At 59.9% G+C, this 15881-nt stretch carries 14 protein-coding genes and 2 pseudogenes; 13 read left to right on the top strand and 3 right to left on the bottom strand.

Going from position 1 to position 15881, the window contains the following annotated elements; all coding sequences use genetic code 11:
- Positions 1 to 231 precede the first annotated feature (231 nt).
- Entirely contained in the window at positions 232 to 2433 is a 2202-nt protein-coding gene (gene katG, locus DDA898_RS07145) for a catalase/peroxidase HPI (protein ID WP_038910699.1), read from the top strand.
- 150 nt (positions 2434 to 2583) lie between these two features.
- Here katG and DDA898_RS07140 read toward each other — a convergent pair whose 3' ends face one another.
- Positions 2584 to 3438, bottom strand: a complete 855-nt coding sequence (locus DDA898_RS07140) for a hypothetical protein (protein ID WP_038910698.1) — start codon at positions 3436 to 3438, stop codon at positions 2584 to 2586.
- Between the two features lie 212 nt (positions 3439 to 3650).
- On the opposite strand from DDA898_RS07140, the gene DDA898_RS07135 reads away from it, so the two are divergent.
- The 7 genes and pseudogenes from DDA898_RS07135 to DDA898_RS07105 form a co-directional block, all read left to right on the top strand.
- Positions 3651 to 3872: a hypothetical protein gene (locus DDA898_RS07135; protein ID WP_152490674.1), complete on the top strand. Its 222-nt coding sequence runs from the start codon at positions 3651 to 3653 to the stop codon at positions 3870 to 3872.
- Positions 3873 to 4284: 412 nt separating this feature from the next.
- Entirely contained in the window at positions 4285 to 6039 is a 1755-nt protein-coding gene (locus tag DDA898_RS07130; protein WP_038910696.1) for an ABC transporter permease, read from the top strand.
- Positions 6040 to 6049: 10 nt separating this feature from the next.
- Complete coding sequence (locus DDA898_RS07125; RefSeq protein WP_081639224.1) at positions 6050 to 7396, top strand: ABC transporter ATP-binding protein; 1347 nt, start codon at positions 6050 to 6052, stop codon at positions 7394 to 7396.
- 47 nt (positions 7397 to 7443) lie between these two features.
- Positions 7444 to 8547, top strand: coding sequence for a sensor histidine kinase (locus tag DDA898_RS07120; RefSeq protein ID WP_050570220.1), 1104 nt, complete (start codon positions 7444 to 7446; stop codon positions 8545 to 8547).
- Positions 8507 to 9163, top strand: a complete 657-nt coding sequence (locus DDA898_RS07115; RefSeq protein ID WP_050570219.1) for a response regulator transcription factor — start codon at positions 8507 to 8509, stop codon at positions 9161 to 9163. Before DDA898_RS07120 ends, DDA898_RS07115 begins: the two co-directional genes overlap by 41 nt.
- 128 nt (positions 9164 to 9291) lie before the next feature.
- On the top strand, positions 9292 to 9708 hold the full coding sequence (locus DDA898_RS07110; protein ID WP_038910695.1) for a CidA/LrgA family protein: 417 nt from the start codon (positions 9292 to 9294) through the stop codon (positions 9706 to 9708).
- Positions 9698 to 10231 (top strand): annotated as a pseudogene (locus DDA898_RS07105) (CidB/LrgB family autolysis modulator); the annotation flags it as partial. The gene DDA898_RS07110 and the pseudogene DDA898_RS07105, both read left to right, overlap by 11 nt.
- Here DDA898_RS07105 and DDA898_RS23600 read toward each other — a convergent pair.
- Together DDA898_RS23600 and DDA898_RS07100 are read right to left on the bottom strand one after the other, a co-directional pair.
- Positions 10225 to 10332 (bottom strand): annotated as a pseudogene (locus DDA898_RS23600) (IS110 family transposase); the annotation flags it as partial. The pseudogenes DDA898_RS07105 and DDA898_RS23600 overlap by 7 nt on opposite strands.
- Before the next feature lie 212 nt (positions 10333 to 10544).
- Positions 10545 to 11342 (bottom strand): helix-turn-helix domain-containing protein, encoded by a 798-nt coding sequence (locus tag DDA898_RS07100; protein ID WP_038910694.1) that lies wholly within the window; start codon positions 11340 to 11342, stop codon positions 10545 to 10547.
- 169 nt (positions 11343 to 11511) lie between these two features.
- On the opposite strand from DDA898_RS07100, the gene DDA898_RS23790 reads away from it, so the two are divergent.
- The 5 genes from DDA898_RS23790 (at position 11512) to DDA898_RS07080 (ending at position 15827) form a co-directional block, all read left to right on the top strand.
- Complete coding sequence (locus DDA898_RS23790; protein ID WP_269077942.1) at positions 11512 to 11640, top strand: hypothetical protein; 129 nt, start codon at positions 11512 to 11514, stop codon at positions 11638 to 11640.
- A gap of 53 nt (positions 11641 to 11693) precedes the next feature.
- Positions 11694 to 12842: a cyclopropane fatty acyl phospholipid synthase gene (cfa, locus tag DDA898_RS07095; protein ID WP_038910693.1), complete on the top strand. Its 1149-nt coding sequence runs from the start codon at positions 11694 to 11696 to the stop codon at positions 12840 to 12842.
- Positions 12843 to 12975: 133 nt separating this feature from the next.
- Positions 12976 to 13695 (top strand): (Fe-S)-binding protein, encoded by a 720-nt coding sequence (locus DDA898_RS07090; RefSeq protein WP_038910692.1) that lies wholly within the window; start codon positions 12976 to 12978, stop codon positions 13693 to 13695.
- Positions 13696 to 13704: 9 nt separating this feature from the next.
- Positions 13705 to 15132, top strand: a complete 1428-nt coding sequence (locus tag DDA898_RS07085) for a LutB/LldF family L-lactate oxidation iron-sulfur protein (protein WP_038910691.1) — start codon at positions 13705 to 13707, stop codon at positions 15130 to 15132.
- A complete protein-coding gene (locus DDA898_RS07080; RefSeq protein WP_038910690.1) occupies positions 15132 to 15827 on the top strand; it encodes a LutC/YkgG family protein in 696 nt (231 codons plus the stop codon). Before DDA898_RS07085 ends, DDA898_RS07080 begins: the two co-directional genes overlap by 1 nt.
- The last annotated feature ends 54 nt before the right edge of the window (positions 15828 to 15881 follow it).

Here is a 15881-nt window from a genome sequence, read left to right as displayed (position 1 = left end):
CGATTTTATCTCTGACCAGACGCTGACTAAGATAAATAGTGAATTTCAACCAAAGGACACTGGATCACCACGTGTCGCACGAGAACTATGCTATGAAATTCAAATTATTGCGTTAGAAACTGGCGCAGCACCCAACGTCAGCATTATGAGCAATTTCCTGTCCACAGCTCACTGCCCGGCACGCGGTTCGGCCGGGTTGATGGGGACACATGAGCATGAGGTAGAGAACGCATGACAACTGAAAGCAAATGCCCATTTCATCACCAGAGTACGCCGGTTACCGCCAGCGGTAGCGGCACCGATAACCGTGACTGGTGGCCGAACCAACTGAATCTGAACATTCTGCACCAGCATTCTTCCCTGTCCGACCCGCTGGATAAGGGCTTCAACTACGCCGAGGCGTTTAACAGCCTCGATCTCGATGCTATCAAAAAAGACCTTCATGCCCTGATGACCGACTCACAGGACTGGTGGCCGGCGGACTTCGGCCACTACGGTCCGCTGTTTATCCGTATGGCCTGGCACAGCGCCGGCACCTACCGCACCGGCGACGGCCGTGGCGGCGCCGGCGCAGGTCAGCAACGTTTCGCGCCGCTCAACAGTTGGCCCGATAACGTCAACCTCGACAAAGCACGCCGCCTGCTGTGGCCGATTAAGCAGAAATACGGCCAGAAAATTTCATGGGCCGACCTGATGATCCTCACCGGCAACGTGGCGCTGGAATCGATGGGATTCAAAACCTTCGGTTTTGCCGGCGGGCGTCCGGACGTGTGGGAACCGGAAGAAGATGTGTACTGGGGCGCGGAAACCACCTGGCTGGGCGGCGACAAACGCTACTCCGGCGAGCGCGATCTGGAAAACCCGCTGGCCGCGGTACAAATGGGGCTGATTTACGTCAACCCGGAAGGCCCGAACGGCAACCCGGACCCGATCGCCGCCGCCAAAGACATCCGCGAAACCTTCTGTCGCATGGCGATGAACGATGAAGAAACCGTGGCGCTGATCGCCGGTGGTCACACCTTCGGCAAAACTCACGGCGCGGGCGACGCCGCGCTGGTCGGCCCGGAACCGGAAGCGGCCGGCATTGAAGAACAAGGGTTGGGCTGGAAGAGCAAATTTGGTCGCGGCAACGGCGGCGACACCATCTCCAGCGGGCTGGAAGTGACCTGGACGCAAACGCCGACCCAATGGAGCAACTACTTCTTCCAGAACCTGTTCGGCTACGAGTGGGAACTGACCAAAAGCCCGGCCGGCGCCCATCAGTGGCAACCGAAAGGCGGCGCAGGCGCCGGTGAAGTGCCGGACGCGCATGACCCGTCCAAACGCCACGTGCCTACGATGCTGACTACCGACCTGTCGCTGCGTTTCGACCCGGCGTATGAAAAGATTTCCCGTCGTTTCTACGAGAACCCGGATCAGTTTGCCGACGCGTTCGCCCGCGCCTGGTTCAAACTGACACACCGCGACATGGGGCCGCGCGCCCGCTACCTCGGCCCGGACGTTCCGGCCGAAGAGCTGATCTGGCAAGACCCGATCCCGGCGGTCAATCACACTCTGGTCAGCGAGCAGGATATCGCCACCCTGAAAGCCAAGGTGCTGGCTTCCGGTCTGAGCGTCTCCCAATTGGTTTCCACCGCCTGGGCATCGGCGTCCACCTTCCGCGGCTCCGACAAACGCGGCGGCGCCAACGGCGCACGCATTCGTCTCGCGCCGCAGAAAGATTGGGCGGTCAACCAGCCTGACCTGTTGACGAAGGTTCTAAGTACGCTGGAAAGCATCCAAAGCGAGTTCAACCGCGCCCAGTCCGACAACAAGCAAGTCTCGCTGGCCGACCTGATCGTGCTGGCTGGCGCCGTCGGGGTGGAACAGGCGGCGAAAGCCGCCGGTCATGCGGTAACCGTGCCCTTCACGCCTGGGCGGATGGATGCGTCGCAGGAACAAACCGACGTCGAGTCTTTCGCGGTGCTGGAACCGATCGCCGACGGTTTCCGCAACTACCTGAAAGGCCATTACAGCGTGGCGGCCGAAGCTCTGCTGGTGGATAAGGCGCAGTTGCTGACGCTGAGCGCGCCGGAAATGACGGTGCTGGTGGGCGGGCTGCGGGTACTGGGGGCCAATGTCGGCCAGGCGTCGCACGGCGTGTTCACCGCACGGCCCGGCGCGCTGACCAATGACTTCTTCGTGAACCTGCTGGACATGGGCACGACGTGGAAAGCGGCGGCAGGTGAAGAAGGCGTATTTGAAGGGCGCGATCGCGTTAGCGGCAACCTGAAGTGGACCGGCACCCGTGTCGACCTGATCTTCGGTTCCCACTCGCAACTGCGCGCGCTGGCCGAGGTCTACGGCAGTACGGACGCGCAGGCGAAGTTTGTCCACGACTTCGTCGCCGCCTGGACCAAAGTGATGAATCTCGACCGGTTCGATCTGGCGTAATCATCGCTCTGCCCCGGCGTTTTCCGCGCCGGGGCGCATCAGGCCACATCGCTTAACGGGCTGGCGGCCATGCCGCTACGCCCTCTTCCTACGCTGCACATGAAGTAAAGCCGACGTTGAACCAAATCGTGAAAGCTTTCTGCGGTCACGTTAGCGAATCGCGCCCCACAAATTGTCCAGACGCGCCAGCGGCTGCCTGATTTTCCGGCACAAATCCAGATAGCTGTATGCCAGCTTGATCTGATGCTCGTCGCTGAACTCGTCCGCCCACACCGCCGCATCCGCCACGGAAAAGGGTTTGGGCTGCGCGCGCCGGACATCCGTATCCGGCAATCGGTCATTCAACACCAGTTGCACGGCCAGTTGCGAGGCGGCTTGCATCGCCAGCTCGCCATACCCCAGCGCGTTGAGCAGATAAATGGCGTGCGCATGGGTGACGCCGTGAATTTTTTCGCCGGTCAGAAAATACCCGTCGACATCGTGATAAACCTGATGGGTGCTGCGCTGCACCGCCAGCACGCATAGCGCCTCAATATCCACCTCGACAGGCTCCGGCAGCCGAAACGCGCGGTAATCGGCGATCCCGGCGTAACGGTCCCACTTGTCGCTGGCGCAGTTATCGATAAGCCGGGCGATATTCGCCACCGCATTTTCCGTTACCGCCGCCGACGTGCGCTGCAACGTATCCAGCAGCAGCGCGCCGTAAATCACGCCGTGACCGGAGCGGCTGAGCTGCCGGGTGTTGCGCGCTATCGCGTTCAGGATAGGGCTATAGTCCGTAGCCACCTCGCCGGCCGGCAACGGCGCCAGCAGCGCGTGGTATTTTTGCTGCTGCCGTTCCAGCCGGGTTCTCAGGCTGTCGGCGGCAGGCGGCGGCAACAGGCCGCTGTCCAGTAAGGCGGCGCCGGCCAGAAACGACGCGCCGACATGCCCCTGAAACCAACCCTGACTGTCCTGTTCAACCACGTTGGCTAATGCCGTTACTCCACTTTCAATAAAAGTCATTCCCACACTCCATCCGGCAGGCCTGTGCGCATTATGCTACGGAAATCGATAGCGCCTGCAAAAACCGCTCGCTGTTACGAAAACCGAGCGTTGTTACAAAAACCGATCGCCCGCGTGCCGTCAACGGAAAAAACATCGCCCCACTATTTTTCTGCAATGTGGTAGCGACGATCAACCTGGCGGTAGCGATTAATGTGACAGTGGAGATTAATGTGGCAGTAGAGATTCATGTGGCAGTAGCGATTCATGTGGCAGTAGCGATTAATGTAATAGCAGCGATTAATATGTTAACGGAGAACAAGGTAATCGCGGCGCTCATTACACATAGCACCAACCATCGATTCAGGAAAAAAGCCTCTCTCGCATTTATCCCCCTGGAATTAAAACACCGCCAACTTTATTTTTCGATTTATTTACCCAACGAAGATTCATAAATAATTCATGCAAAGTAAAAAACAATATCATTAACGGCCCGTTCGCCGGCGGTGATGGGGGATAAAACCCGCGGTAGCCGCCAAAACAGAATCACCCGATAAAATTATAATTAATAAGAAAAAACTTTCCGATGACCATTTCAATCACGCCATCGTCTCGGCGGAATATACTTTGGTATAGATGACCTATACTTTTTAATCGTGGACGCGATTTAGCACTTATTATATTTTTCACCCGCATTCATCAGAGAATAAAACCGACCGACTGTCTTAGTTGCGGCAGCGTATTTTTACGGCAACGTGTTTTTACAGTAATCAATAGCGATGACCGTGGATTATTGCGAAAACACGACACGATGCCTGCCGCCAGACATTTTTCCGGCTAATGCCTGACATTACCGCGAGGAAAATCATGCATCATCCCCTTCAGAGCATTATGACTGACCAGGCCATGCGCCCTATCCGGCGGCACGCGGCGCCGTCCTACCGGGCGGACATGCTGTTTTTCACCCTGCTGGCGCTGGTAGCGGCGCTGGTGGTGTACGGCATGGAGCAAATGAACCTGCCGCTCTCCATTCTGGACGCCAGCCCGGTCAGGCTGGATATCGCCCTGCTGCCCGAATACGCGCTACGTACCACTCTGCGCATGTTCGTGGCGCTGGGGGTGTCGCTGCTGTTCACGCTGGTCATCGCCACGCTGGCCGCCAAGAGCCGTAAGGCCGAGATGGTGATCATCCCGGCGCTGGATATCCTGCAATCGGTGCCGGTGCTGGGGTTTCTGACCTTCACCGTCACTTTTTTCATGGGGCTGTTTCCCGGCCGCCAGTTAGGGGTGGAATGCGCGGCCATCTTCGCCATTTTCACCAGTCAGGCCTGGAATATGGCGTTCAGCTTTTTCCAGTCGCTGCGCACCCTTCCCGGCGATCTGAGCGAGGTCAGCCAGCAATTCGGTTTCTCGCCCTGGCGGCGGTTTATCCGGCTGGAGCTGCCGTTCGCCACCCCCGGTCTGGTGTGGAACATGATGATGTCGATGTCCGGCGGCTGGTTCTTCGTGGTGGCGTCGGAAGCGATCACCGTCGGCAACACCACCGTCAACCTGCCGGGGATCGGTTCCTGGCTGGCGCTGGCGATCGCGCAGGAAAACCTGACCGCCATCGCCTGGGCGGTCGTCGCTATGACCGTGGTGATTGTGCTGTACGATCAACTGCTGTTCCGGCCGGTGGTGGCCTGGGCGGACAAGTTCCGTTTCGAGCAGACCGCGTCGCAGAAACGACCGCGCTCCTGGGTCTACGACCTGATCCGCCGCACCCACATCTCAACGGCGATCGCCGGCGTGCTTGGCTGGCCGTTTCACGCGCTGGCGGCGTTGCGCTGGCCGCGGTTGCCACCGTTTTTAAGCCACACGCCCGGCCCTCATTACAGCAAGATCACCGATCGGCTGTGGCTGGCGCTGGTGATTATCGGCGTACTGGCAGGCGTGGTGCAGTTAGTGCAATACATCGGCGCGTCGCTCGGCATGGCGGATGTCATCGCGGTGTTCGGCATGGGGCTGGCGACGCTGGCGCGGGTAGTAGTGCTGATCGCGCTGGCCAGCGTCATCTGGCTGCCGATCGGCGTGTGGATCGGTTTGCAGCCCAGCGTCGCCGAACGCCTGCAACCGTTGGCCCAGTTTCTGGCCGCTTTTCCGGCCAACGTGCTGTTTCCGTTCGCGGTGATCCTCATCGCCGGCTTTAACCTCAATCCGGATATCTGGCTGTCGCCGCTGATGGTGCTGGGCACCCAGTGGTACATCCTGTTCAACGTGATCGCCGGCGCCGCCGCCCTGCCGACCGACCTGCTGGAGGCAGCGCGCATTTACGGTATCCGGCGCTGGCAGTGGTGGCGTCAGGTAGCGCTGCCCGGCATTTTCCCCTACTACGTGACCGGCGCGCTCACCGCGTCCGGCGGCTCCTGGAACGCCAGCATCGTGTCCGAATCCATTTCCTGGGGGAAACAACATCTGGAAGCAACCGGCCTTGGCGCCTACATCGCCAATGCGACCACCGCGGCCGACTTTCCCCGGGTCGCGCTGGGCATCGCGGTGATGTCGGTATTTGTGATCGCCTTTAACCGCCTGCTGTGGCGCCCCCTGTACCAATTTGCCGAACGCCGCCTGCGCCTCGGTTAAGGAGAACACCATGATTATTGATCAACAGAACGGCCAGGTTCATCAACCGAACGGTCTGGCTCATCAATCGCACTGCCTGGTGAATGTACAACACGTCCGGCATCTGTATGGCAAACCCGGCAGCGCCGAGCGGCTGGTGCTGGACGACGTCAATCTGACGTTGTACGACAACGAAATCGTCGGGTTGCTCGGTCGCTCCGGTTCCGGCAAGTCGACCCTGCTGCGCTCGATCGCCGGGTTGCTCACACCGAGCGCCGGGCAGGTGGATTTCCCGCCGGGGCCGGACGGCAGGCCGACCACCGTCAGCATGGTGTTCCAGAGTTTCGCCCTGTTTCCCTGGCTGACGGTGCAGCAAAACGTCGAAGTCGGGCTGGAAGCGCAAAACGTGCCGGTGGAACAGCGCCGTAAACGGGCGCTGGCGGCCATCGACCTGATCGGCCTCGACGGCTTTGAGAACGCCTATCCCAAGGAGTTGTCCGGCGGGATGCGGCAGCGCGTCGGGCTGGCGCGCGCGCTGGTGGTGGACCCGGACATCCTGCTGATGGACGAGCCGTTTTCCGCGCTGGACGTGCTGACCGCCGAAACCCTGCGCACCGACCTGCTGGACCTGTGGGGCGAAGGCCGCATGCCGATCAAGTCCATCCTGATGGTGACGCACAATATCGAAGAAGCGGTGCTGATGTGCGATCGCATCATCCTGTTTTCCATCAATCCCGGCCGGGTGGCCTGCGAAATCCGCGTCGACCTGCCGCAGCCGCGCAACCGTCAGGATCCGGCGTTTCGCGCGCTGGTTGAAGACATTTACGTTAAAATGACCTCAGATAACGGCGCGGGCGCCGCGCGGCAGGGGATTTTCCCCGGCTCCGGGCTGGGCATGGTGCTGCCGCTGGTGTCCACCAACTCGCTGGCCGGCCTGATCGAGGCGGTACACGCCGCGCCGTACGACGGCAAAGCCGACCTGCCGGAGCTGGCCAACGCCTTGCAGTACACCGCCGACGAACTGTTCCCGGTGGCGGAGATCCTGCAATTGCTGCGGCTCGCCGAATTGCAGGGCGGCGACATCCGGCTGCTGCCGGCCGCCGGCCGCTACGCCAACGCCAGCGTGGACGAACGTAAACAGCTGTTTGCCCAGCATTTGTTGAATTACGTACCGCTGGTCGCGCACATCCGGCGGGTGCTGGACGAGCGTTCGTCACGCACCGCCCCGGCCCGCCGCTTTCGTGACGAACTGGAGGATTTCATGTCGGAAATCGACGCAGCACAGACCCTGAATTCGGTCACGCAATGGGGACGTTACGCGGAACTGTTCGCCTACGACGAAACCCACGACCAGTTCAGCCTGGAAAACCCGTCGTAACCACGCGCCGCCGGCAGCGGGATCGACACAGAAAAGGGTGCTTGACGATGAGTGAGAAAACACGCGTCGGCCACGCTGCCGCGACGTTGCGGGTGATCCCGCTGGTGCTGATGGCAGTGGGTATCGCGGTGGTCGATACCCTCACCGATCTGGAAATCGCGGTGGGGGTGTTTCAGATTGCCATCGTGCTGCTGGCGGTGCGTTTTCTGACCCCGCGCGGCGTGAGCGCCATCGCGGCGCTGTGCATCGTGCTGACGCTGCTCAGCTATAAGCTCAGCAAGCCCGACGGCAGCGAATCCAGCCTGATCAACTGCGGCATCAGCCTGCTGGCGATTACGCTGTCGACCTATCTGGCGTTAAAAATGTCGGCCGCCATCAACGCGTTTCATGAAGCGCGCGCCCAGCTGGCGCAGATCTCCCGCGTAAACCTGATGGGCGAACTGACCGCGTCGATCGCCCATGAGGTCAACCAGCCGCTGGCCTCCATCGTCACCAGCGGCAACGCCTGTCTGCGCTGGCTCAACGCCACGCCGGCCAATCAGGCGCGCGCGGAACTGGCGGTACAGCGCATCATCAGCGACGCCAACCGCGCCAGCGAAATCATCGCCCGCATCCGCGGGTTCGCCAGCCGCACGCCCCCGCACAAGGCATGGCTGAACATCACCGATACCATCGACGAAATGCTGCTGTTGATTCGCACTGAACTGATGCAGCAGCGTATTCTGTTTAGCTTCAGCGTGACGGAAGGTCTGCCGCCGATTCTGGCGGACAAGATCCAGATTCAGCAGGTATTGATGAACCTGATCCTGAATGCAGTGGATGCCATCGACGCCGCCAAGACCGAACAACGTGCGCTATCGGTCACCGTGGACCGCGACAAAAACGGGGATATTCGCTTTGCGGTCTGCGATCAGGGCGTCGGGTTCAAACCAGAAGAAAGCGAACGGCTGTTCGATACCTTTTTCACCACCAAATCGACCGGCATGGGCATGGGCCTGACCATCAGCCGCTCGATCATCGAAACCCACGGCGGCCGGATCTGGGCCAGCGCCAATACCGACGGCGGCGCTACCTTTTACTTCACCCTGCCGGGAACGGAAAAAAAGCACCATGAACGACACCCTTCTGAATCAACACCCGCTGCGGAATGAACCGGCGCCGATAATTTATATCGTCGATGATGACGCATCGGTGCGGGCCGCGCTGGAAGACCTGCTGGCGTCGGTCGGGCTGGAGAGCCAGGCCTTCGAGTCGCCGCAGCAGTTTATCAGCGCGCGCCGCCCTGACCGGCCGGGCTGCCTGATTCTGGACGTGCGCATGCCGGGCATGAGCGGGCTGGATTTTCAGGATGACATGCACCGCCACGGCATCACGCTGCCGGTGATTTTTATTACCGCCCACGGCGACATTCCGATGTCGGTGCGCGCCATGAAAGCGGGCGCGCTGGAATTTCTGACCAAACCGTTTCGTGAACAAGACCTGCTCGACGCCATCCAGAAAGGGCTAGAACGGGATGGCGAACAACGCCGTCGGGCCGATATTCAGGCCGGATTACAGGCATGCCACGACAGCCTGAGCACCGGCGAACAGCAGGTGCTGGAACAGGTGGTGACCGGGCAACTGAACAAGCAGATCGCCGCGCAGCTCGGCGTCAGCGAAATCACGGTGAAAGTGCGACGCGCGGCGGTGATGCGCAAGATGAAAGCCGACTCACTGGCCGAGCTGGTGCGGCTGTACGACGCGCTGAAGAAAAGCACGCAGGGGTGATTTGGCTTTATTGCCCACCTGTCTTTATTTCGACAAACATCGTCCTGATTTGATAATACCAGCCACAGCGGAAGGGGAGATAATCAACGCCGTTATCCATCCACCTTCATCCGCTGGCAGACGCTTTCATGAATACCGTTATGACCCGCTTCTGGCATCAGGCCCGAGCGTTTTTACTGATTTACGCCTGTTTGTATCTCGGCATCGGCGTATCCGCCGTGCTTCCCATCACCCTGCCGGGCAGCATCATCGGCATGCTGATCCTGTTTCTGTTGTTGTCGTTGCAGATTATCCCGGCGCAGTGGGTCAAACCGGGGTGCCATGTGCTGATCCGCTATATGGCGCTGCTGTTCGTGCCGATTGGCGTCGGCGTGATGCAGTATTTCGACCTGCTGCGCGCCCAGTTCGCGCCGGTAATCATTTCCTGCGCCGCCAGCACGCTGGTGGTGCTGATCACCGTGAGCGCGTGTTCGCATCTGATCCACGGCCGTAAAGCGGCCCGCCATCAGGCCGACGCGGAAAAAGGAGCCGACCATGTGGCATGATATCGTCTGGTCGCTGCCATTAACGCTGCTGGTGTTCTTTTTGGCGCGTCGGCTGGCCCAGCGCCTGAATTCGCCGTTGCTAAACCCGTTGCTGGTTTCCATGGTGGTGCTGATCGCGTTTCTGCTGGTCAGCCACATTCCCTACGAACGCTATTTCCGCGGCAGCTCGGTGCTCAACAGCCTGCTGCAACCGGCGGTGGTGGCGCTGGCGTTTCCGTTGTATGAACAGCTGCACCAGATTCGCATGCGCTGGAAGTCGATCATCAGCGTCTGCTTTCTCGGCAGCGTAGTGGCGATGGTCACCGGCACCTGGATTGCGCTGCGGCTGGGAGCGACGCCGGCGATTGCCGCGTCGATCCTGCCGAAATCGGTCACCACGCCGATCGCGATGGCGGTGGGCGGCAGCATCGGCGGTATCCCGGCCGTCAGCGCGGTGTGCGTGATCTTTGTCGGCATCCTCGGTGCGGTGTTCGTGCATCAAACGACGAGCGAAGTGATGCTGATGCACAGGCTTCATACCAAACAGGGGGGCGACTGGGCCAGAAATGGCAGGAATGCGTTTCTGGTCAGTCGCTCGGCACCGTTCCCTGCTACGCCATGAAGTGGATTTTTTGCCAAATCAATGCCAAGGGTTGATTTCGCATGTGGACGCTCCTTCTTAACTGAAGTGTGATGCTCTCAGTTTGGCACCGCTGCTGTTTCCGCTGTTGGTCGTCCTTGCGCGCTCATCCGCACCGCAGGTGGGGCTGCTAACAAACAGCACATGTTTTCTTACGAACGGTGAATTTTGTTATGGTGTTTGTCAGCAATCTGACCGCAGGCCGAAAAAGCGGGAATTAATAGCGCGTCGGCGGCACTCCGAACATCTGGCGGAATGCGAAGGTAAACGAGGCGGTGCTGGCATACCCCAGTTCCAGCGCCACCTGCGTCACGCTGTGGTTGTTTTTTAGCATCACCACCGACTCCAGCAGCCGCAGGCGTTTCTTCCACTCGCTGAACGCCACCCCGGTTTCCTTTTTGAAACGGCGCGAAAAGGTGCGCACCGACATCCCGGTGCGGGAAGCCCACTCCTCAATGCCGTGCGCCACATCCGGGGTTTGCTGAATATCGCGGCATACTCGCATCAGCGTGGCCGAATGCGGCCACGACAGCGAAAACCCGGCATCCGGCAGCTGTCGCAGCAGCGTGGTCAACACCCGAACCAACCTGGCGTCATCACCATCGTGGTCATACTGTTCCGGCACATGTCTGGTGGCGTAGTGGATAAACTCGCGGATGAAATCGCTGACCAACACGACCTTACAAGCGCTGTAATCGATAGCCACGTAATCCGGCTCGATGTACAAACTCTCCAGCAGCACGTCGCTGGTCGCCAGAATGCGGTGCGGCACGTGCGCCGGAATCCAGACGCCGTACAGCACCGGCACGATCAGCGTCTTGCCTTCAATCTCCACCCGCATCCCGCCTTCCCGCGCATACAGAAATTCGACAAACGGGTGCTGGTGCTGCGCCACCTGCGTCTCCTTCGCCAGCGGATAGCTGCGAAAGTAGACCGGCCGCGGCAGCGTGAGCAATACCGGCGCGGGCTGTCCGGCCACCGGCAAACGGGGGGGAGAAACAAACGAACGCGACATGACGGCCTGACCTCTATTCGATGAAGTTTGTCTCGATAGGGTAACGCAGGCCAGCCTGATTTGCCCGATAATCAGCATCTATTCAGCAGGTGCCAGCTCATGGCCTGATGAACGAACTCGCTGTGATTGTACGATTTTTCAAACCAGTAAATGGATTGAGGAAGAATTCATGGAAGCGACATTATTTTTATGTCACGGCCGCTTGCCGTTTTTAGTAATAGCTTGTCCGCCTTTTGATGAAATAGAACATTTTGCCGACGGCGACACGATGTCATCCGAAAAAACAGTGCCCAAGTAGTGATCAGCATTATCGATAACCAATTGAATTAACTGTTAGTTAAAGGAGACATCATGAGTAATGTGTGCATCGTTGAGGATATCAGCGAAAAAAATGAATGGCGGCGTATGGCGCAGGAATTATTACATCAGGCCGGCATTACCATTAATGGCGACGAAGCCTGGGATATTCAGGTTAACGATCCACGCTTTTTCAAACGCGTATTACAACAGGGTTCGCTTGGCCTGGGTGAAAGTTACATGGAAGGTTGGTGGGACTGCCCGCGGCTCGATATGTTCTTTCACCGGTTACTCGCCGCCCGGCTGGATGAACAATGCCCGTCACGCTGGCGCGATCTGATGCGCATCACCCTGGCACGGCTGGTCAACCTTCAGTCCCGCAAACGTGCGTGGCAGGTCGGCAAAGCACACTATGACCTCGGCAATGACCTGTTCAGCCACATGCTCGATCCCTACATGCAATATTCGTGCGGCTACTGGAAACAGGCCGACACCCTTGACGACGCCCAGCAAAACAAACTGGCGCTGATCTGCGAAAAACTCCGGCTCAAACCCGGCATGACGCTGCTGGATATCGGCTGCGGCTGGGGCGGTCTGGCGGTGTACGCCGCCCAGCATTACGGCGTCACCGTGCATGGCGTCACCATTTCCGCTGAGCAGAAAGCCTTTGTGGAAGCGCGCTGCAGCGGGTTGGATGTCCATATTCTATTGCAGGATTACCGCGATCTGCGCCAGCAGTACGACCGTATTGTCTCCGTCGGCATGTTTGAACATGTCGGGCCGAAAAATTACGCCGCCTATTTTGAGGTGGTGGATCGCTGCCTGAAGCCGGACGGCCTGTTCCTGCTGCATACCATAGGGTCGAATAAAACCGCTCATAACGTTGACCCGTGGATTAATAAATACATTTTTCCCAACGGATGCCTGCCATCCATTAAACAGATTGCCAACACCAGCGAATCCTATTTTGTGATGGAAGACTGGCACAACTTCGGCGCCGATTACGATAAAACCCTGATGGCCTGGCTGACCCGTTTTACCGAAGCCTGGCCGCAACTGGCGGCACATTATTCGCCCGCCTTCCGGCGTATGTTTAGTTATTACCTGACCGCCTGCGCCGGCGCCTTTCGGGCCAGAAACATTCAGTTATGGCAAGTCCTGTTTAGCCGGGGCGTCACACACGGGTTGTGCGTGCCGCGCTGAATGTTCACCTATGCGTTCAGGCCACGGGCGAAGGCCAGCGAACGCATAACGATAAGCGCCATCGTTATTTTTAAACCGACACCTTTTTAAACCGATACGCCGTTAACCCCTACAAACTGGAAGCTAACACAACATGAACGTTAATTTTTTTGTCACCTGTATCGGCGATGCGCTCAAATCGCGTATGGCGCGTGACAGCGTGCTGCTGCTGGAACAGCTCGGCTGTCGCGTCCACTTTCCCGAGCGGCAAGGCTGCTGCGGTCAGCCCGCCATCAACAGCGGGTATATCCGCGACGCGCTGCCGGGCATGAAAACGCTGATCGCCACGCTGGAAGAGAACGATGACCCGATTATTTCGCCCGCCGGCTCCTGCACCAACGCTATCCGCCATTATGCCGACTGGCTGGCCGATGAACCGGCCTGGGCGAGTCGCGCCGAGCGCGTCGCCGGCCGGATGGTTGACCTCACCTCGTTTATCGTCAACCGGCTCGGGGTCACCGATGTCGGCGCCCGCCTGCCGGGCAAGGCGGTCTACCACCCCTCTTGCAGCCTGTTTCGCAAAATGGGCGTGCGCGACGAACCGCTGGCGCTGCTGAGTCAGGTACGCGGCCTGGAACTGCTGCCGCTTCATGCGCAGGAAACCTGCTGCGGTTTCGGCGGCACCTTTTCCGTCAAAATGGCGGAGATCTCCGGCGAAATGGTGAAAGAAAAGGTAGCGCACATCATGGCAGCCAAACCAGACTACCTGATCGGCGCCGATGTCAGTTGCCTTATCAACATCGGCGGGCGGCTGCGGCGTGAAGGGCACGCCGTTCAGGTGTTGCATATCGCCGAAGTGCTGATGAGCCGTTAAGGAGACGCCATGTACCTCAAAACCAGCAACCTGCCGTTTCGCGAACGTATCCGTCAGCAGATCGACAACCCAATCATGCGTCAGGCAGTCGCCAATGCGCAGGAGCGCATTGGCGCCAACCGCCAGAAGATGGTCGATGAACTGGGCCAGTGGGATGTCTGGCGCTCGCGGGCGGCGCAAATTCGCGCCCACGTGCTCGATAATCTCGACGCCTACCTGTACCAGTTGTCGGAACAGGTGACCGCCAACGGCGGCAAGGTGTTTTTTGCCGAAACCCGCGAAGACGCCACCCGGTATATTTTGCAGGTGACGCAGGCCAAACAGGCCCGCAAGGTGGTGAAATCCAAATCCATGGTGACCGAAGAGATCGGCATGAACGCCGTGCTACAGGCCGCCGGCATCGAGGTGGTGGAAACCGATCTGGGCGAATACATCCTGCAACTGGATCAGGACGCGCCCTCCCACGTGGTGGTGCCCGCCATCCACAAAGATCGCCATCAAATCCAGCGCGTACTGCAACAGCAGCTGGACTACGACGGCCCGGAAACACCGGAAGCGATGACGCGCTTTATCCGCCAGAAAATCCGCGAAGATTTTCTCAGCGCCGAAGTGGGGATCACCGGCTGTAACTTCGCCGTGGCGGAAACCGGCACCGTCAGTCTGGTGAGCAACGAAGGCAACGCCCGGCTGTGCACTACCCTACCCCGCACCCACATCGCCGTCATGGGCATGGAGCGCATCGTCCCCACCTTTGACGAGCTGGACGTGATCCTCACCATGCTGGCGCGCAGCGCGGTCGGCGCCCGTTTAACCGGCTACAACACCTGGTTGACCGGCCCGAAAGGCAGCGACGACGTCGACGGCCCGGAGGAGTTTCATTTGGTGATCGTCGACAACGGCCGTTCGCAGGTGCTGGGGTCGCCGTTCCACGACATTCTGCGTTGCATCCGCTGCGGCGCCTGCATCAACACCTGCCCCGCCTACCGCCATATCGGCGGCCACGGCTACGGCTCCATCTATCCCGGCCCGGTCGGCGCGGTGCTGTCGCCGCTGCTGGGCGGATATGAAGACTTCAAACATCTGCCTTACGCCTGCTCGCTGTGCACCGCCTGCGACGACGTCTGCCCGGTGCGCATTCCGCTGTCCTCGCTGATCCTGCAACACCGGCGCACGCTGGCGGAAAACGGCATGACGCCCGCCGCCGAACGGCGCACCGTTCAACTGTTCAACTACGCCAACCGCCATCCGGGGGTGTGGAAAGTCGGCATGGTGGCGGGGGCGCGCGCCGCGCGCTGGCTGATTCGCGACGGCAAGATGCCGTTTAACCTCGGCGCTATCAGCGAATGGACCGCCGCCCGCGACCTGCCGGACGCCGACGGCGAAAGCTTCCGCAGCTGGTTCAAACAGCATCAACGCCAGACCAGGGAGAAACGTTAATGGAAAACCGCGATGCCTTTCTGTCCACGCTGGCCCGCCGGCTCGGTCGTGAACCACGTCAAACGCCGCCGCCGTTGCCGCCGCTGGACAACGACCCGGCCCGCATCCGCCTGACCGAACTGACGCCGCAGCAACGCTGCGACGCCTTTATCGACTACGCCGGCAACGTGATGCAGGCGCACTGTGAACTCACCCCGCAGGCTGAGGTAGCGCAGGCCGCCGCGCGCCTGTGCCAGCGTTATGGCGGCGCGCCGGTGCTGGTCAGCGGCGACCCGCGACTGGCGGAACTGGGCGTCACCGACCACCTACGGCAGGCGTATCAGGCACAGTGTTGGGAGCCGACAGCCGGCGAGGAAAATCTACGGCTGGCGACGCAGGCCCGCATCGGCGTGGTGTACGCCGAGTACGGCCTGACCGAATCCGGCGGCGTGGTGCTGTTCTCGACGCCGCAACAGGGGCGCGCCATCACTCTGCTGCCGGAGTCCACACTGTTTATTGTACGTAAAAGCTGCCTGCTGCCGCGCGTGGCGCAACTGGCCCAGCATCTGCGCCAGCGGGCGCGACAGGGCGAAGCGCTGCCGTCGTGCATCAACCTGATCGCCGGACCCAGTTCTACCGCCGATATCGAACTGATCAAAGTGGTGGGGGTGCATGGGCCGCTGAACGCGGCGTACCTGATTATTGAGGACTGCTGATAGCACAGGCATAAGGTACCAGGCTGCCACTGCAAATGCCCCCTCTGACGAGGG

The sequence above is a fragment of the Dickeya dadantii NCPPB 898 genome (genome assembly GCF_000406145.1).
Classification (GTDB): domain Bacteria; phylum Pseudomonadota; class Gammaproteobacteria; order Enterobacterales; family Enterobacteriaceae; genus Dickeya; species Dickeya dadantii.
Note: the sequence above shows the minus strand (reverse complement) of the source record. Positions and strands in the feature narration are given on the sequence as shown.